Source organism: Paenibacillus sp. LT-B23, assembly GCF_059417685.1.
The window spans coordinates 315,551-335,118 of record NZ_JBSQBM010000001.1; the positions used below are offsets into that span (position 1 = coordinate 315,551).

10 protein-coding genes are annotated in these 19,568 nt (G+C 46.6%); 7 read left to right on the forward strand and 3 right to left on the reverse strand.

Features of this window, described 5'->3' with window-relative positions; genetic code table 11:
* The first annotated feature begins 68 nt into the window (after positions 1 to 68).
* Positions 69 to 8,990, forward strand: coding sequence for a non-ribosomal peptide synthetase (locus ACWXW9_RS01485; protein ID WP_494927954.1), 8,922 nt, complete (start codon positions 69 to 71; stop codon positions 8,988 to 8,990).
* A gap of 27 nt (positions 8,991 to 9,017) precedes the next feature.
* On the forward strand, positions 9,018 to 10,316 hold the full coding sequence (locus tag ACWXW9_RS01490) for a hypothetical protein (protein WP_494927955.1): 1,299 nt from the start codon (positions 9,018 to 9,020) through the stop codon (positions 10,314 to 10,316).
* A gap of 184 nt (positions 10,317 to 10,500) precedes the next feature.
* Here ACWXW9_RS01490 and ACWXW9_RS01495 read toward each other — a convergent pair whose 3' ends face one another.
* Both ACWXW9_RS01495 and ACWXW9_RS01500 read right to left on the reverse strand, forming a co-directional pair.
* On the reverse strand, positions 10,501 to 11,265 hold the full coding sequence (locus ACWXW9_RS01495) for an HAD family hydrolase (protein ID WP_494927956.1): 765 nt from the start codon (positions 11,263 to 11,265) through the stop codon (positions 10,501 to 10,503).
* A gap of 64 nt (positions 11,266 to 11,329) precedes the next feature.
* On the reverse strand, positions 11,330 to 12,247 hold the full coding sequence (locus tag ACWXW9_RS01500; protein ID WP_134914773.1) for an ArsR family transcriptional regulator: 918 nt from the start codon (positions 12,245 to 12,247) through the stop codon (positions 11,330 to 11,332).
* Between the two features lie 440 nt (positions 12,248 to 12,687).
* Between ACWXW9_RS01500 and ACWXW9_RS01505 the strand changes: the two genes are divergently transcribed.
* The 5 genes from ACWXW9_RS01505 to ACWXW9_RS01525 all read left to right on the forward strand — a co-directional run bounded on the left by ACWXW9_RS01505 (position 12,688) and on the right by ACWXW9_RS01525 (position 18,105).
* Positions 12,688 to 13,845 (forward strand): MFS transporter, encoded by a 1,158-nt coding sequence (locus ACWXW9_RS01505; protein WP_494927957.1) that lies wholly within the window; start codon positions 12,688 to 12,690, stop codon positions 13,843 to 13,845.
* An 82-nt stretch (positions 13,846 to 13,927) separates the two neighbouring features.
* Positions 13,928 to 14,653, forward strand: a complete 726-nt coding sequence (locus ACWXW9_RS01510; RefSeq protein ID WP_494927958.1) for a phosphonate ABC transporter ATP-binding protein — start codon at positions 13,928 to 13,930, stop codon at positions 14,651 to 14,653.
* Positions 14,650 to 15,984, forward strand: a complete 1,335-nt coding sequence (locus ACWXW9_RS01515) for a hypothetical protein (RefSeq protein ID WP_494927959.1) — start codon at positions 14,650 to 14,652, stop codon at positions 15,982 to 15,984. Before ACWXW9_RS01510 ends, ACWXW9_RS01515 begins: the two co-directional genes overlap by 4 nt.
* Position 15,985: 1 nt before the next feature.
* Positions 15,986 to 16,684: a response regulator transcription factor gene (locus tag ACWXW9_RS01520; RefSeq protein WP_025682710.1), complete on the forward strand. Its 699-nt coding sequence runs from the start codon at positions 15,986 to 15,988 to the stop codon at positions 16,682 to 16,684.
* A complete protein-coding gene (locus ACWXW9_RS01525; RefSeq protein WP_494927960.1) occupies positions 16,681 to 18,105 on the forward strand; it encodes a sensor histidine kinase in 1,425 nt (474 codons plus the stop codon). The genes ACWXW9_RS01520 and ACWXW9_RS01525 overlap by 4 nt, the downstream gene beginning before the upstream one ends.
* A gap of 97 nt (positions 18,106 to 18,202) precedes the next feature.
* Here ACWXW9_RS01525 and ACWXW9_RS01530 read toward each other — a convergent pair whose 3' ends face one another.
* A complete protein-coding gene (locus ACWXW9_RS01530; RefSeq protein WP_494927961.1) occupies positions 18,203 to 19,429 on the reverse strand; it encodes a glucose-1-phosphate adenylyltransferase in 1,227 nt (408 codons plus the stop codon).
* Positions 19,430 to 19,568 lie beyond the last annotated feature (139 nt).

A 19,568-nucleotide genomic window follows, 5' to 3' on the forward strand; every position in this document is an offset into this window, starting at 1 on the left:
TTGTAGCGGAAATGATTTGGGCATACGGAGTAGAACGCATGAAATGTTTAACAACAGGAGGGGATTTTATGCAAACAAGTGTAATAAGTGTCAAGGAGTATCCGTTAAGTTCCTATCAGAAAGATATATGGTTCGAACAGTGCATGTACCCTGGAAAGCCTATTTACAATATCGGTGGGTATGTTGAGGTTAAAGGAAACCTGAATACGGCTATCATTAGGCAGTCCATGCAGTTATTAATCAGGCAAAATGATTCTCTGAGTGCCCGTTTTATTGATAAAAAGGGAGAGCCTTATTTAACATTTTTGCCAGAAGCTGACTATGAAGTTCCGTTTCATGATTTTTCGGTAAAGAAAAATCCAAACTCTTTTTGCATCAACTGGATGAAAAAAGAGTTTTTAAAACCTTTTCAACCAGAGGATTTCTATTTTCAATTTGTTTTGTTGAAAGGTGCCCCGAACACATACTTCATTTTACTTAAAGTTCATCATTTGGTGATCGACGGATGGGGATTTGCTCTCTTAATCAGTCAAATGTTTGACAATTACAATAAATTGGTGCAAGGAATTGGCGAAATGAACAGAACGGTCTATTCCTATGCTGATTTTATTTCCGATAATCAGAATTATCTGAATTCTCCGGCCTTTTTAAAAGATAGGGTGTTCTGGCAGAACAAATATCTGACCATTCCCGAGCCTCTGTTGAGCAGAGGCATGGATATCGATGATGGTGACGGCGATTCCGTTTGGAGTGATCGGCGAACCTTAACTATAAACAAGGCGTTATACAATCAAATGATTGAATTTTGCAAAGAGGAAGGATGCTCGTCATTCCACTATTTTTTAGGCATACTGTTCCTGTATTTCAGCAAGATTTGCAATCGGAACGAAATGGTGATCGGCGTCCCGGTTTTTAATCGGAGCAAAGCAAAATATAAGCAGACTATGGGACATTTCGCCAACGTGCTGCCGCTGCGGATCAGCCCCGAGAAAGATATAAGCTTCAAAGAACTGATTAAGAGCATCAAACGTGAGCTTATGCAATGCTATCGTCATCAGAAAATGTCTTTTGGTGAAATTTACCGGGCGGTTTACGAGAATAGCAATGAGAAAGGCAAACTGTTTGATATATCGCTTTCTTTCGAGGAACAGGAAACGAGAGAAGCATTGATCGGCGCAGCAAGCCGGATTGTAAGTATGCCGCATCATCATGAAAGAAATGCACTCAATCTCCTGATATGGGGACAAGAAGGTGAAGCGGATGTAGCCGTTAATTTTGACTATCAGATACAGGCTTTTGAAAGATTCATCCCCATTGAGAACGTTATCTCCCACTTTGAATATTTATTTGCTCAAGTCATGGAGCAAAGTGAAACTCTTATTTCGCAAATCGAAATCGTGCCAGAGGAAGAAAGGAGTACGTTAGTTCGCGGTTTTAACCATACGGAGACGGAATATCCAAAGGATCAAACGATCCACGGGTTGTTCGAGGAACGAGCGGAGCAAAGAGCAGATCACCTGGCTTTGGTCTGGGGAGAGCAAACGCTGACCTACCAGGAGCTGAACGAGCAGGCGAATCGGCTGGCCACAGTCTTGAGAGAGCGTGGAGTGAAGCCGAACGATATCATCGCCATCATGGCGGAGCGTTCCATGGAAATGGTCATAGGCATCCTGGGAACACTCAAAGCGGGCGGCGCCTACCTGCCGATAGATCCGAATTATCCGGAGGAACGGATTCACTACATGCTGGAGGACAGCGGTGCGTCCATTGTACTGACGCAAAAGCATCTCCAGGACAAGCTCACCTATCACGGGGCAATCATGGACTTGGATGACGAAAGCCTGAGGTATATAGAGCTAGACCGTGCCAATCCGGAGCCTGTTAACAATCCGGAGGATTTGGCTTATATCATTTATACCTCGGGATCTACGGGGAAACCCAAAGGGGTCATGGTAGAACACCGGGGAATCATCAACCTCCAGCATTTCTTCCAGGAAAAATGGGGCGTGGACGGATCGGACCGGATGCTGCAATTTGCCAGCAGTTCGTTTGACGCCTCGGTCTGGGAAATGTTCACGATTTTGCTGGGAGGTGGAACGCTGTATCTGGTTTCGCGGGATATTATTAATAATCTGAATGAATTTGCGCGCTTCATGAACGAAAACGAAATTACGATTGCCCTGCTGCCGCCTACTTATCTGGCGGGGATTGAACCGGACAGGCTGCCAGCGCTGAAAAAACTGGTGACGGGCGGATCAGCGATTACCAAAGAGCTGGTTATGCGGTGGAAGGACAGCGTGGAGTATATGAACGCCTATGGTCCGAGCGAATCGAGCGTAATTGCAACCGCGTGGACGTACCGAGAAGAGGATATGGGGTATCCATCGGTACCGATTGGCAAACCGATTGCCAATACTCGAATTTACATTATGGATACACATCAAAAGCTGCTGCCGCTGGGAGCAGCCGGGGAAATGTGCATTGCGGGAGACGGATTGGCCAGGGGATATTTGCACCGGCTGGAGCTAACGGCGGAGAAGTTTGTGGCGAATCCTTACGAAGCTGGAGAGAAGCTGTACCGGACAGGCGATCTGGTGCGCTGGCTACCGGACGGGAATATCGAATTTTTGGGAAGAATCGACGATCAGGTGAAAATTCGCGGCTTCCGCATTGAGCTGGGGGAAATCGAAGCGCAGCTAATGAAGCATCCGCTTGTCCGGGAAGTAGCGGTGATCGCCAGGGAAGACAAGCAAGGCGAGAAGTATCTGGCGGCGTATTTTACAGCAGAGGGCAAACCGGGAGCGGAAGAGCTGCGGGACCAGCTTATGCAGGAGCTGCCTGATTATATGGTGCCGTCCAGCTTTATGCAACTGGACGACATGCCGATGACTCCGAGCGGAAAAATTGACCGAAAGGCATTGCCTGAGCCCGATCTGAGCGTGAATGCAACGGAGGAATATGTGGCACCGAGAGACAAAATAGAGGAGATATTGGCTGAAATATGGGGAAAAGTCCTGAAAGTCGAACGAGTAGGCATTAAGGATCACTTTCTGAATCTGGGGGGAGATTCTATTAAAGCCATCCAGGTCGTGTCCAAGCTTCACGATTATAAGCTAAAGCTGCAACTGAAGGATCTTTTTGACCATCCTGTGATTGAACAATTGAGTGCCTATGTACAATCTGTCGAACATACTGCTTTTCAAGGAATGGTAACAGGAGAAATCATGCTCACGCCCATCCAAAGCTGGTTTTTCGAGCAGCCTTTTGCAGCAAAAAATCACTTCAACCAGTCTGTTCTGTTACATAGGAAACAGGGCTTTGACGAAAAGGTGTTAAGAAAAGTGTTAGATGGCTTGGTGGAACACCATGATGCTTTGCGTATTGTAGTGCGTGAGAAGGCGGGACAGGTGGTTCTGTTCAACCGGGGCACGGAAGGCGAACTATATTCGCTGGAGGTAAAGGATCTTACAAATGATGATATATATGATAGCTCCGTAAAAGAAGAAGCCGCCCAGCTTCAGTCCCGCATGGATTTAGAATGTGGACCTCTGATGCAAGCGGGCTTGTTCAAAAAGAAAGACGGTGACTATCTGTGCATAAGTATTCACCACCTGGTGGTTGACGGGATTTCTTGGCGGATTCTTTTTGAGGATATTTCTACAGGATACCGACAGGCGGAGAAGGGGGAAGAAGTCACATTCAGAGGCAAAACGGACTCTTTCCTGGCATGGTCTGAACAACTTTATACGTATGCCAGCAGCGGGGAGCTTCTGCAAGAAATCACGTATTGGTCCGAACTGGAGCAGAATGAAATCAAGCCAATTCCCAAGGATCATTCTGTTCATGGCAGAAAATATATGGATAGCGATCATATCGAAATCGTGCTGGATGAAGTCCAAACCGCCAAGCTGCTTAGAGAAGTGAATAAGGCTTACAATACTGAAATCAACGATGTTCTTTTGACGGCATTGGGAGAGGCTATTCGGGAATGGACAGGAGAAGACAAGGTGCTTGTTAACCTGGAAGGGCACGGACGCGAAGAAATCATTCAGGATATGGATATCAGCAGAACCGTAGGCTGGTTTACCGCCCAATACCCTGTGATTTTGGATATGGCAGACGTCAAGAACGTGTCTTCCCGGCTTAAAGCCGTTAAAGAAAGCCTCCGGCGCATTCCGCAAAAAGGCATCGGCTACGGCATTTTAAAATACCAGACGTTCTCTCGGGACGAGGAAATCTTAAGGTTTAATTTGCACCCTGAGATCAGCTTCAACTACCTGGGGCAGTTTGACCAGGATATCGATACTGACATATTTACCATCTCCGATGTTCTTAGCGATGAGACGGTTTCACCCGACATGCAAAGACCTTACTGCTTGGACATTAACGGAAGGGTGACTGATGGAAAACTAAGACTGAGTTTCGCCTATCACAAGCACGAATATGAAAAGGCCACGCTGATCACAGTGGCGGAAGGCTTTAAGCGAAATCTGGAGCAAATTATCGAGCATTGCGCATCACAGGAATATACGGAACTGACAGCCAGTGATGTAAGCTCCAGCAACATTACAACGGCGGAGGTAGAAGAGGTATATCGCGCGCTGGGGGATTCTAAGCCCAATATCACGGATATTTATACACTGACCCCTATGCAGTCGGGAATGCTCTACCACTTCCTCAGAGAACAAAACTCTCATGCGTATTTTGAGCAAGCCGTAATCAGTTTTCAGGGTGAGATCGATAGAAGCTTGTTTGAGCGTGCTTTCCAGCAGGTGATTCAAAGACATGATATTTTGCGGACCGCCTTTGTTTATGAGAAGGTGGAAAAACCGGTTCAGGTCGTTTTAAAGGACAGACCAGCTGAAATGTTTTTCGAGTATATTTCCTTCTTGACGGAGGAAGAGAAAGAAAACTATCTCCAAGCCTATTTGGACAAGGATAGAGAAAAGGGCTTTGACCTCACCCGGGAGCCGCTGATCAGATTTGCCTTGATTAGAGTGAGTACCGACAGCTACCGTTTCATTTTGAGTTTTCATCATATCATTATAGATGGATGGTGCCTTGGCATTGTATTTAAAGAGCTGCTGGAAATTTACAGTGCGCTTCATAAAGGAAGCATACCGCAATTAGGCACGGTGTATCCTTATCGTCAATATATCCAGTGGCTGGAACAAAGGGATGACCGGGAGACGGGGGCTTACTGGGAGAATTATCTGACAGAGTACGAACAGCCGCCCGCGCTGCTGCCTCAAACCAAAAGTAATAGGGCTAATTCGGGATACATTCAGGAGGAATACGATTTTACGATAAATAAGGAAATGAAGGCGAGTTTGGAGAGAATCGCAAGAGAAAACGGGGCCACGTTAAGTACGGTGATACAGGCCATATGGGGAATCCTGCTGCAACGGTACAACAATACCCAGGATGTGGTGTTCGGAACGGTTGTCTCGGGAAGACCGGCAGAAATTCAAGGCGTTGAACAGATGGTAGGGCTGTTTATCAATACGATTCCTGTCAGAGTCCGGGCAGAAAAGGAAGAAAGCTTTTCAGCCTTGGTTGCCAAACTGCAGCAGGAGGCATGGGCATCGGAGCGGCATCATTATTATCCACTGGCGGAAATTCAGTCACGGACCGCCCATGGAGGCGGATTGGTGCAAAACCTGCTGGCCTTTGAAAACTATCCGATAGAGGAAGCTGTCAAAGGACAGGGCGACCACGGAACAGATTTGAGGATTCTGTCTACAAAGGTCTCCGAACAGACGAATTTTGATTTTAATTTCATTGTTGTGCCTGAGAACGATTTGCAGATCAAATTCCGTTACAATAGCTTGGCCTATGACAGAGGCTTTATGGAGCGGGTAGCCGGACAGATTAAAATGATCATCCGTGAAATCATCCGTAGTCCAAAGATGAGGATCGAAGATATCGAGATTGTACCGGAGGAAGAGAGCAGCGTGCAGCTCCGTGATTTTAACCGCACGGAGGCGGAATATCCGAAGGATCACACGATTCACGGACTGTTTGAGGAACGAGCGGAGCAAAGAACAGATCATCCGGCTTTGGTCTCGGGAGAGCAAACGCTGACCTACCGGGAGCTGAACGAGCAGGCGAATCGGCTGGCCATTGTCTTGAGAGAGCGTGGAGTGAAGCCGAACGATATTATCGCCATCATGGCGGAGCGTTCCATGGAAATGGTCATAGGCATCCTGGGAACACTCAAAGTGGGCGGCGCCTATCTGCCGATAGATCCGAATTATCCGGAGGAACGGATTCACTACATGCTGGAGGACAGCAGTGCGTCCATGGTACTGACGCAAAAGCATCTCCGGGGCAAGCTCACCTATCACGGGGCAGTCATGGATTTGGATGACGAAAGCCTGAAGCATATAGAGCTAGACCGTGCCAATCTGGAGCCTGTTAACAAGCCGGAGGATTTGGCTTATATCATCTATACCTCGGGATCTACAGGGAAACCCAAAGGGGTCATGGTAGAACACCGGGGAATCATCAACCTCCAGCATTTCTTCCAGGAGCAATGGGGCGTGGATGGATCAGACCGGATGCTGCAATTTGCCAGCAGTTCGTTTGATGCCTCGGTCTGGGAAATGTTTACGATTTTGCTGGGAGGTGGAACGCTATATCTGGTTTCGCGAGATATTATTAATAATCTGAATGAATTCGCACGCTTCATGAACGAAAACCAAATTACGATTGCCCTGCTGCCGCCAACCTATCTGGCAGGGATTGAGCCGGACAGGCTGCCGACGCTGAAAAAACTGGTGACAGGCGGATCAGCGATTACCAAAGAGCTGGTGACGCAGTGGAAGGACTGCGTGGAGTATATGAACGCCTATGGTCCGAGCGAATCGAGCGTAATTGCAACCGCGTGGACGTACCGGGAAGAGGATATGGGGTATCCATCGGTGCCGATTGGCAAACCGATTGCCAATACTCGAATTTACATTATGGATCAACATCAAAAGCTGCTGCCGCTGGGAGCAGCCGGGGAAATGTGCATTGCTGGAGACGGATTGGCCAGGGGGTATCTGCACCGGCCGGAGCTGACAGCGGAGAAGTTTGTGGCGAATCCTTACGAGGCTGGAGAGAAGCTGTACCGCACAGGCGATCTGGTGCGCTGGCTGCCGGACGGGAATATCGAATTTTTGGGAAGAATCGACGATCAGGTGAAGATTCGGGGCTTCCGCATTGAGCTGGGGGAAATCGAAGCACAGTTGCAAAAGCATCCGCTTGTCCGGGAAGTAGCGGTGATCGCCAGGAAAGACAAGCAAGGCGAGAAGTATCTGGCGGCGTATTTTACAGCAGAGGGCGAACCGGGAGCAGAGGAGCTGCGGGAACAGCTTATGCAGGAGCTGCCTGATTTTATGGTGCCATCCAGCTTTATGCAACTGGATAACATGCCGATGACTCCGAGCGGAAAAATTGACCGGAAGACATTGCCCGAGCCTGAATGGCAGGGAAGCGACCACACAGTCAGCAGCCCAAGAAATGACGTTGATTTGAAAATCCAGAAGGTATGGCAGGAGATTCTCGGCATGGAGTCGATCGGAATTGATGAGCATTTCTTTAGACTGGGTGGCAATTCGATCAAGGCGATTCAGGTGGTTTCAAGGCTGGCGCTGGATTTTGAAGTGGGCATTAACGACATCTTTCAATATCCGACGATTCGGGCCTTGGCGGATAACATCAAGTATTCCAAAGACAGATTAAAACAATTCGTGTACACCTTACGGGAAGCGGCAGCTTCCGGGGAAAACGGCGTACCTGGTGTTGTCTGGAAAATGCGTGAGAGTCTCAAAGAATACCGGAAGAAAAATCAGGGTTATGAAAACATTGATCTTTCTGAACGGGCTGACTACCGTAATGTTCTGCTGGTAGGAGGAACAGGGTATCTGGGAATTCATATTTTGTTCCAACTGTTGAAAAATACGGAATATAAGGTATATGTACCTGTTCGGGGAACGAGTGACGATGAGGCGCTGGAAAGACTGTGGGCGAAGCTGAAGTTTCATTTTGGTCTTGAGCTTGGGGGGAATGCCTGGGAAGACAGAGTGTGCGTGTTTTGCGGAGACTTAACCCAGGACTACTTTGGACTGAGCCGGGAGCGCTATGAGGATTTGGCTGGAAGCATTGATGCGATCATTAACTCGGCGGCAAATGTGAAGCATTTTGGGCATTACTCGGAATTTCAGGCGGTCAATGTGGAAGGGAACGAAAGACTGATCGAATTTGCCGGTACAGGGAAGAAAAAAACCTACAATTTCGTTTCCACCACCAGCGTAGGTAGTGGCTGGATAGAAGACCAGAGCAGCATCATGTTCACTGAATATGATTGCAATGTCGAACAAAGCTCTGATAACTATTACGTTATGACAAAGCTCGAAGCCGAGAAAGAGATTGTTAAAGCAAGGCAACAAGGGCTTGATTCCAATGTGTTCAGAGTCGGGAACCTTGTGTTTGATTCCAATTCGGGGATCTTCCAGGAAAATATCATGGATAATGCATTTTATTCATTGGTAAAGTCGATGATCACACTTGGCCGGGTCCCCGCAATTCAAGATAAGACCATGAACTTCTCCTTTGTGGATGAGGTGGCCAAGGCAGTTGTACTCCTGTTCGACCGGAAAAATTTAATCAATGAAACCTATCATCTGTTTAACAGCCATCAGGTTAGCATGATATCTTTTTCCAAGCTTTTGAAGCAAGCGGATATAAATGTAAAGCCAATGCCAGTGGAGGATTTTACCGAATACATGTTTGAAAAATACGATGAACCAGAGACGGAGCAGGAGGTTGCCCGGATTCTTGTTCATTCCAACGTCTTCTTTGAGGGAGCAAGCAAAACGTTGTTCATGACGATGAACAAAAAGACTGACGGTATTTTGCAGGCGCTGGGGTTTGAGTGGTCCAGGCTGGACGGTCAAAAAGTGAAGCTGATGATGGATCATGTCAAAAAAGTAGGGTTTATGTAAAATAATAGAAGAGAAGGAGGGGGAAAAATGGATGCGATTAAACTGGCGAGCACCTACTTTTTCGGAACTGAAGATTATATTTTATCCAATAGCATGATCGCAACGGTTACTTTTAAAAGAAGAATCGACGCTGAAAAATTGTTTTTCAGCTATCGTTCGCTCATCATGGACAATCCTTTGCTGCAAGCCAAAAGGGTGGAACAATTCGAAAAAGACACGTTTGTATGGGGGCGTTTTTCTCAGGAAGAGCTGGAACATTTTCTGGAGGCTGAAAAGGTGAAGCTTTCCCAATATTTTACGGAGGAGGAGGTACTGGCTCAGTACAGACCGACCAATGCCAGACTTCCGTTTCGTATTTACCCTATAAATGAATATACAATGATATTTACGATGAACCATGCGGTGGCTAATGGGCTGAGCTTGGTTTTCTGGATTAAGAGATGGCTGGAATATTACTCAGGCGAACCAGATTTCGAGTCGAAAAATAAGGCGGCAAAGGGCGACGTCTCCAAAGACAGGCTGTTGCGTATGAAAAGAAGATTTTCCGCTTTTATGTGGATGCCGGTTTTTGTTGCAGGTTTTATGTCCAGGGTTAGGGGAAAAGGGACAGGCGCTGGCGAAACCGTTGATTTAAGTTACGGCAGAAGGCCGGAACAAGGCGGTGGTTATGTCAAAAAATCGTATAGATTCAGCAAAGAGGAGACTGGTGAGATTTTACGACGATGCCGGAGCCTAAAAATGACATTAACCGAATACATCTGTTATCGAATGACTGATGGACTACTGCAGCATGCTCCCGGCAAGCAACGCGTGTTTGTCTCCATGCCTATGGATTTGAGTTTTCTGCATAACTACTCGCCAGAAACTATGCACGGTAATTACGTCGCAAGCCTTCCAATGCAATTTTTCCGGGATGGAAATTTGGAAAAACAGGTGAAATCCGCGTTCAAATGGTTCAAAAGGGGGGTTCCTTATGCGTTGTCGCTCTTTTTTGCTTCGTTTTCCAATTCATATCGGAAATATAAACAACAGTGTCTTGAATTGGTTATGAAAACAATGCCTGAAAGATTCCCCCTGTGGAATTTTACCATCACCTTGTCCAATCTGGGAGTCATATCGTATCCGATTATGGAGGAATGGGTGGATACCATCTATTTTTCCATCAAAAACCAGTCTTTATTGCTCACAACGGCTACGCTTTCGGGACGTTTAATGATGGAGGTCAGCGTATTGGAGAATCTTTACGATTCGGAAGAAGTCTTTGGTCTTTTTGACCGGATTTTATCCGTGGAACATTTGTTGAATGGTTATCCCCCTGTCAAGTAGATAAATAAAAAAAGACTAAGCAGCCAGCGCGTGCCGATACTTAATCGGCGCGCGCTGTTTGAATTTGACTGAAATCGTTAGTAGTTATAAAAGTAAAAAATATCCCCTCCAAGTTCTCTCTAGCCTCATGATACCATGTGGACTTTTTTGAGTGTCTACTTGAAGGGGATATTAGCGGTGCTATCTAGCCGAGAGTTCTTTTTTGTTGATGCAATTGAATGCTTTCGTGTATCACTCGAGGTACTTCTGTTAGCTTCTGTATCGTATACATCACGGAGTTAATGTTTTTTTGCAGCTCTACCATATTGTAAACCCATTCCTTGGGCTGCTTGAGATACACGGCATGAATGCCTGCCGCAAGGGCGGGAGATACATCGGTGCGCAGGGAGTTTCCAATCATCCAGGTGATGCTTCGGTCAAAGCGGTTCATCTGAATAATTTCCTCCAGTGCCTCGACATTTTTATGCTGGCGAATGTAGATGCGATCATCAAAATAGTTAGCCAGCTTCATCTGATCAATCTTCTTTTCCTGAATGACCTGCTCACCGCCGGTGTACAGATGCAGGGAATGTCCAGCTTTTTGGAGCGAATTTAACGTTTCGACCATACCGGGATACGGTTCGATTTCCTGCTCGTACACACTTCGCCCAAGCGAGCGAAGCTCCTGCTCTTCCCGCGGATCGGTACGGCGTCCAAACTGTTCCGAAAAAAAGTGGTACGTATCAATCAAGGACTGTGGAAAATGCTCGCTGGCAAAGCCCACCTGATGCACTCCAGCTACATCAATTTCGATTTGCTTTTCACGAATTGTATTTTTCGTCAGGTTATGGGCTGCAAACCATTCCTGAAGCAAATCAAAAAAGTGGTTGAGAATAAGGTCGAAATACTTGTTACAGTGGACCAAAGTGTCATCAAGATCAAATAAAATATGCTGCTTCGGATACGACATGTTGCATACTCCTTCCAAGCCAACGCTTTAACGATGTTCGTTATAACTGAGGGTGCAGTTTAAATTACAGTCCGATATAGGATTCCAAAAATACCTGTAAATCAGCCGCTCCGTCGGGGCGAATGCTGAATTTTTCCTTGTGATAACGTCCAATGTGGATACGGAGCAGGCCAGCTACTCGTAAAATCATCATATCAGACATGAGCGTGTCTTCCAATCGGCTCAAATCATGACGCATATCCTCAAGAGATTTAGGGCCTTGAGCCACGTAACGCAGAATCCGCAGGCGTTGCGGGTCATTTACCGCCCGGGTCAGCCGAAGCAGGAGTGTGGGCGGTTCTTCCTCACTTTCTTCGGGAACGTCTACCGGATACTGGATCAGCAGCATACGGGTATAAAAACAGTACGAATTAATCGGACGATTATGGACGACTGGAAACAGAACAACGGTATCCAAATCTTCCATATGAGGCACGATCAGTCCGGCTGTAGCGTATTCAACCAGTGCTTCCGGCTCCATTTTGCTCAGCAGCATGCGTTTCTCTGCAGCGTCTTCCTCTGCCAGCACACGCAGTTCGCTTTCCATGGCCCGGAAATAGTCCCGATCCCATAATTTGAGGAGAGGGGCGTACACCTTGCGAATGCGCAAAGATTCTTCAAAGGTTAAAAAAGGAACATGCGGTACAATCAGCTCGAACATGTCTTCATCCGGGCCGTTGTCCAAATAAGCGATATAATCGGATATTTCATCCGATTCCGGTCGAAGCAAAGCCCATACATAAAGCGCGTCATAATCGCTAAAAGGGCAATCCTGCGCCGTAGCAAGCTCGGAGCGCACTTCGTTTTGCAGCCGTGCATCCACCTTGTCGATCCACTCATGGCCCAAGTCCATGTCGTGTACCCACTTTTTGGTTACATAGGCCATAAAGCTACCGAGTAATTCGTAAATTGGAGAAGTGTCTATTTTAATTTGATAACTCATGGAATCAAATGCCTCCTATTCTGTCTTCGAGCCCAGAGCGGTGAACGTAATTAAGCCCGTCCATAAGCACAACATGAGCATTTTGAAATTGCTCACTTATTTATTATGGCTTGTTCTGCTGGGCATTGTCCACTATAATATGAAATAGTGCGCTGTGACGTGATTTGGTTCGGATTGAACATACAAGGCTCCCTAACGATGCGGAGTCGGTTACTTATCAGACAGGCTTTCCGTAAAATCGTCATCTTAGATGGCGATTTTTTTCATCCTTTCTTTTATGCACTAAAAATACCGGAATTTGCATGTAGTTTGGTTGTGTTTGCGTGACCGCTATACATAGTAATAAGAATATCTATTGATTATGGAATCAAATGCAAATCATTCCTTAACATTCATTTTACGATATTGATATTTTATATGTTATATCTGGAGGAAGCATAATGTCGTCGTCCATGCGGGTGCATTACTTTATCTTAATTGCGGTTATTGTTGTGGCCGGACTGTGTCAAGGGCTACTGCTGCCGATTTTGTCTATATCTTTGGAACAGATGGGAGTTTCTTCTTCGCTGAACGGAATGAATGCCGCAGCGTTGTATATTGGTTCATTTGCTATGACGCTGGTAGCTGAACGGACATTGGGATGGTTGGGCTTCAAAAAGCTGATGGCTGGAGGACTTGTGCTTGTGCTTTTTACGCTGCTGCTATTCCCTCTAATCCCCGATATCCGGGTGTGGTTCATACTGCGATTGCTAGTCGGAATCGGGGACAGTGCATTGCATTATTCTGCCCAACTGTGGATACTGCTAGTGACTCCGGCAGAGAATCGTGGGCGCAACATTTCTTTTTATGGCATGTCCTACGGTCTGGGGTTTGCATTGGGACCGCTTGGATTGTGGTTACTTGATTACGGGCTGCTGGTTCCATTTGCAGCGCTGGCCTTGCTGTGCTTGCTCGTTCTGCTGCTGGTGCTCCTTAAGCTGCCGGATTCCAGACCGGAAAAGCTGGAAACCGAGGCGCGTCCAGCACAAAGATTCCGGCGCAGCTATAGCTGGGCATGGTACGCGCTGCTGCCTGCATTTTTGTACGGTTATATGGAAGCCAGCCTGAACAGCAACTTTCCGGTATATGGTCTTCGCATTGGCTTTCATACCGATGAGATTGCCGCGTTGCTGCCCTTTGTCAGCTTAGGTGGATTAGTACTTCAACTGCCGCTAGGTATATGGAGTGATCGTTGGGGCCGTAAAAAGGTGCTTATAAGCGTAGGGATAACGGGTGGATTGATCTTTATGTTGATACCGTGGAGCGGCAATCATTTTATGCTGACATTAGTATTGTTGGCGGTGGCAGGCGGTTTGGTCGGCTCCTTTTTCTCCCTGGGTCTGGCCTATGCTGCCGATTTGCTACCCAAATCGTTATTAGCCGCCGCCAATGTGCTGGCATCCTTTCATTTTAATCTGGGAAGTGTGATTGGACCTAACATTAGCGGGGCGCTACTGGACTATGGAACCCAAGGCAGCATGTTTCTGGTTCTCGGGGGCTGCTACGTCGTTTTCGGGTTGTTGGGATTGTTATTCCGAAAAAGAATATCGACGGCATAAAACTGCGGTTTGCATGGTATTTGTTTCACATTTACTATAAACTATAGACAGTATTGATGGCGGACAAAGGGGAATCACAAAGATGATCAGAATACAGAAGCTGACCAAGCAAGTGGGGCCAGAACGGACCCCGTTACTTCGCGGGATTAATGCTGAAATTCACCCGGGCGAACTGATAGCCGTAGTGGGACCGAGCGGAAGTGGAAAAACCACACTGCTGCGCTGTCTTGCTTTGCAAGATCCATGGGAGGAAGGCAGTCTGATGGTGGACGGTCATGATGTGCTGAAATCGGGATGGACGGGCAAAATGAAAATAAAGCGGGAATGGGCATACCTGGAGCAAAATCCGCATTTAAATATGAATCGGACCGCTCTCAAAAATGTGCTGATCGGCAGATCGGGTCAGACTCCATTATGGAGAATGGTGACCGGAATGGTACGTTCTGACGATTATATGGGAGCAATGGACGTATTGGAGGAACTGGGCTTGCTGGATAAGGCCCATGACAAATGCGACAAGCTTAGTGGTGGTGAGCGGCAAAGGGTAGCGACTGCACGAGCGCTCGTTCACGGAGCCAAGGTCATTTTGGCTGATGAGCCTGTAAATGGACTTGACCCGACTTCAGCAGCTCATGTGATGGATACCTTCCGAAAGCTGTGCTCAGACGAACGGGTGACCGTAATCACCGTACTGCCGCTGGAAATGGCTGAACGCTTTGCTTCACGCATATGGGGATTGAACGGCGGCGAACTCGTATTTGATATTCAGGGCAGACGACTGACACAGGTGGAAAAGAACAAATTGTGAAGGGGACGGCAAGTGAAGTGAAAATGATGTTGTTGAGAATATTAACCGGTTGCTGTGCATCACTGCTCCTTGTTGGATTTTTAAGCGGCTGTAATGTCATTAGTGACCCGATTTCGCTGATGCAGTCACCGATGATGTCTGACGAGAAACAGCAGTTGAATGGTGCAGTGGTTACGCAGCTTGGAATGGTGCAGCCTCTGCGCCCGAATGACCCCGATGACCCGACGCCGATTCGTACGGGGGATCTGAACAATGATGGTACAGACGAAGCGGTACTTTTTTATGAAACGCCAGATGAAAGTGTAAAAATACACGGAGCGTTGTTCGAGGATCAGAACGGCACGTGGGTAAAGAAGCTGACGTTTGACGGAGAAGGTACTGTACTGGAATCGTTCAAACTGGTTGATGTAACGAATGATGGCACGCTAGATATTGTAGCAGGCTTTTCCAGCGGGGATAGCAGTGATGGTAACGATCAGAAGGGACTCATCGTGTATTCTTATACCGGAGGAACTTTGGAGAAAATATATGCTACTGGTTATACGGACTTCGTCGTAGACGATTTTAATCATAACAAGATGGACTTGAACGGGGACAATTTGAATGACTTGACGATTATCACGCTGCGCCGTAATGAATTTTTCACGGTCAAAACATTTCAATTCAGCGGGGGAACGTTTAAGGAAATCGGATCGCTGGATTTGGACAGTCAGACGCTTAGTATCTACAATGTCGTCGCTGGTAAGGTAGCCGAGGGCAGGCAGGGTATCATTATAGATACCAAGATTGCCCAGACAACTACGGTGTCCAACGTCATTGTGATGGACCATAGCAAGCTCAAAAAACTTGATCTCATGGATGTGACCTTTAAGGATGCTACCATTACTAGCGGTGATGTGGATGGTGATGGCATTCTGGAATTTGGCAATCTGGAGAAGCCGAAAGGATGGTCCAACAGGCCGCTGGATGAAGTCCCGTATTTTGTCTCGTTCTATCAGTGGGATGGTGCAAAGGGAACGATTTTCAAACAGCAACAGTATCGCGACTCCAATGATCAGATCTATTTCAGACTGCCGAAGGAACTGCACGGCAAGGTAACCATTGATCCGAAAGTATCAAGGAAGGATAGCTATTTGCGGTTCATTCTGGACAATACAGACAAAACGATTGCAGAAATTAAATATTTCTCGTTGTCGCAATGGGAGCGAAATAATGAAGGATATAGCCAATTATGGCGAACCAATGCACAGGTGATTGGAATCAAGCGATCAAGTGAGCTGGAACCACGTAAAACCATTAAAAACAAGTTGGGGGAAAGGCAGGTAGAATAGAGTGAGTAAAGTTTTAATCATGGAAGACGAGGAATCCATTCGCAGCTTTATCGTTATAAATTTGAAACGAAACGGTTTCGAGGTGTTGGAGGCGTCGGATGGGCATGAGGCTCTTAATATTTTGAACACGGTACGGGATATTGATATCGCATTGCTCGATGTAATGGTGCCGGGCATGGACGGTTTCGAGGTCTGTCGAAGAATTCGGGAAACGAATGAGCGAATTGGTATTATTTTTCTCACGGCGAAGGTTCAGGAGCAAGATAAAGTATATGCCCTGTCGGTAGGGGCTGATGATCATGTCAGCAAGCCCTTCAGCCCGACGGAGCTCATTGCCCGTATTCAATCGCTGCTGCGGAGGGTAAATGTGCACCGAGAGACGGCAGCCAAAGTATCCTTTCAGTCCGGTCCGTTCACGCTGGATCTGATTGCCAAGCAATTTAAGAAAAACGGACAGTTGATTGAGCTGACGCCAACAGAGTTTTCCCTGATTCAATTTTTTCTTGAAAAAGAAAATACACCGCTCAGCCGGGATGTTTTGCTTGACCACGTGTGGGGCAAGGAATATATGGGGGATCCAAAAATCGTGGATGTGAACATCCGGCGGTTGCGTCAAAAAATTGAAAACAATCCTTCTGAGCCCGCCTTTTTGCAAACGGTTTGGGGACATGGATATAAATGGAAAGGTCAGGCTCAATGATTAAAAAAGGAATTCGCAGACAGATTGTGCTTCACTATTTTTTTGTGGTGTTCTTGGCGCTTCTGTTGGTAGAAACCATTTTCATGTTTGCAATCCGGGGGTACTACTACGACACGATTTATAAACACATCGAAAGCCGTATTGAATCAGTAGGTGAGTTTGCACCTAAATTCAAAGACCCAGAACAGTCTTTGCAATCTTATTTGTTGAATACATTTTCTTTGCCCAACACGGAATTTCAATTACTTGATGAACAGGGAAATGTAATTGATAACTCGACGAACTTCGCGGCAGATATAAGTGTGCAAACGAGCGATGTGCCACAAGCGTTAGCAGGGGATACGGGTAGCTGGATCGGGAAGCAACCGGGTACGGGACAACAGGTAATGGCGGTATCCAAAAAACTGGACAATATTGTCGGAGATCAGGTCTACATTGTACGGTTTACCACCTCTCTGGAAAAGGTCAACGACAAGCTGTTTACGATTACGCTGTTTTCCCTTGGCATCATGGCAGCCGTACTAATTATTGTATTTGTGGTCAGTACAGGTCTCGCTAATTCCATCGTTAGGCCGATTAACAATATCCGCGATGTATCAGCTCAGATGGCGCAAGGACGATTTGATGCACGTATTAAAGGCGATTATCGTTATGAGTTGGGTGAGCTGGCTTCGACACTAAATTACATGGCGCAAGAAATTGTCAGAACGAATCAAATCAAAGATGATTTTATTTCATCCATATCTCATGAACTGCGCACGCCGTTGACTTCCATTAAAGGCTGGAGTGAAACGCTAGATTCCGGCGGCTTTGACCCAGAGGAGACGAAGATTGGGATGCGAATTATTTCCAAAGAAACTGACAGGTTAATCGGTCTGGTGGAGGAAATTCTCGATTTTTCCAAGCTGGAGCAAAACGCAATGAAGCTTGTCATGGGAACAGTGGATCTACGGGAGCTTTTACAGGAAGTTATGCTGAACGTATGGGCCAAGGCGGAAATGAAGCAAATTAAACTCCAACTGGACTCGGAGAAAACAGCATATCTGGTTCATGGCGACGGCAACCGTCTGAAACAGGTGTTTTTAAACATTGTGGACAATGCCATCAAGTTTTCGCATGAAAGCTCTATTATTTTTCTGTCTCTGCAACGGATCGCAGACAACATCGAGGTATCTGTGCAAGACACAGGAATCGGGATTAGCGCGGAGAATCTTGCCAGAGTAAGAGACCGCTTTTTCCAGGTAGACCATCAGAATGGTGGTACGGGATTGGGATTGGCAATCTCACAGCAGTTTGTGGAGCGCCATCAAGGGCAAATGCTCATCAAGAGTGAATTGGGAGCAGGCACCACCATTACAGTTTCATTGCCTGCATTGCAAGCCGAGCAACTCGTAGAGCCACCGCAACTCACTCAAGGCTAGTTATGTAACCTAAAAGTTAGTTAAACAGATTTAAATTAGAAAAACAGCCAGCACCTTACTATAGCAGGGTGCTGGCTGTTTGACGTTTTTCGTTCCATTATGAAGTAAAACCTTCAGCGCGCAAGCGTGTGTTGCGCTCATAAGCTTCTTTCAGCATGCGGGCCGTTTGTGGGCGTACCGCCATTTTGCCGAACACTGTTTCATTCGGTCCGATAACCATAATTTCACTCGGGTTACCCTTGATGACTGCACCGTCACGAATTACAGCACCTTCCCCGATAATCGCGTGCTCAATATGCACATTACGTCCGATACGGGTATCAGGCATAACGATACTTTCCTTAATAGCTGATCCTTTACCTACCTCGACGCCGCTAAATACGACGGAACGTTCGATCTGACCTTCTACTTGGCAAGAATCATGCAGGAGGCTATCCAGTGAATCCGTTTTGCGGTTAGATAGCTTGTGTGCGCTCAACCTTGTACGGCGTTCACGCGTATACATAGGCCAGTCCTTCCGTTGAAGGTCAATGGCGCAATCCTCTTGCAACAGATCCATATGGGAATCCCACAGGCTTTTAACAGTACCTACGTCCTTCCAGTAGCCTTGGAATTCATAAACGAATAGGGATTCTTGATCGGCCAGCATTTTTGGAATGATGTCTTTACCAAAATCATGGCTGGATTGGGCATCCTCTGCGTCCTCAAGTAGATATTTTCTCAGATAATCCCACTTAAACAGGTAAATACCCATGGAGGCCAGGTTACTTTCCGGTTTTTCTGGCTTCTCGGCAAATTCTGTGACACGCAAATGCTCATCGGCGCTCATGACTCCGAATCGGTGCGCCTCATCCCAAGGCACTTCCATAACGGAAATCGTAGCCACTGCACCTTTTTCTTTATGGTAGTTCAGCATTTCACGATAATTCATATAGTAAATATGATCACCGGATAAAATAAGCACATGCTCCGGGTTTTGGCTGTCAATATATTCGATATTTTTATGAATGGCGTCTGCCGTTCCTAAATATTCAGCGTTATCTGTATTATAAGATGGAAGTAAGGTAACTCCCTTGTCGTTCGTTTTGGTAAGACCCCAAGGAGTTCCATCCCCAATATGCTCGTGCAAGGATTCCGCCTCATATTGCGTCAGCACACCTACAGTATCGATGTCTGAATTAACACAGTTGCTGAGAGGAAAATCGATAATTCGGTAATGACCGCCAAAGGGTACGGCGGGTTTTGCAATCGTTGAAGTAAGGGGAGCAAGACGGCGTCCCTCTCCGCCTGCCAGCAGCATGGCAATGCATTCTTTATTAAACATTTCGTTTCCCTCCCGGTTTAGTTGTCTGTTGTAGTACATACATAAACGGTATGGGGTGCTCTTGAAACCATCAGGTGTGTAAGATCCCCCAAAATTTAAGGTTTATTTTTTTCATAGTCATTTTTCTGTTCATTGTGGC

Coding starts and splice junctions, on each gene's coding strand:
- ACWXW9_RS01525 (WP_494927960.1), top strand. CDS start 16,681: ATGATTAAAAAAGGAATTCGCAGACAGATTGTGCTTCACTATTTTTTT.
- ACWXW9_RS01485 (WP_494927954.1), top strand. CDS start 69: ATGCAAACAAGTGTAATAAGTGTCAAGGAGTATCCGTTAAGTTCCTAT.
- ACWXW9_RS01495 (WP_494927956.1), bottom strand. CDS start 11,265: ATGTCGTATCCGAAGCAGCATATTTTATTTGATCTTGATGACACTTTG.
- ACWXW9_RS01510 (WP_494927958.1), top strand. CDS start 13,928: ATGATCAGAATACAGAAGCTGACCAAGCAAGTGGGGCCAGAACGGACC.
- ACWXW9_RS01500 (WP_134914773.1), bottom strand. CDS start 12,247: ATGAGTTATCAAATTAAAATAGACACTTCTCCAATTTACGAATTACTC.
- ACWXW9_RS01530 (WP_494927961.1), bottom strand. CDS start 19,429: ATGTTTAATAAAGAATGCATTGCCATGCTGCTGGCAGGCGGAGAGGGA.
- ACWXW9_RS01490 (WP_494927955.1), top strand. CDS start 9,018: ATGGATGCGATTAAACTGGCGAGCACCTACTTTTTCGGAACTGAAGAT.
- ACWXW9_RS01505 (WP_494927957.1), top strand. CDS start 12,688: ATGTCGTCGTCCATGCGGGTGCATTACTTTATCTTAATTGCGGTTATT.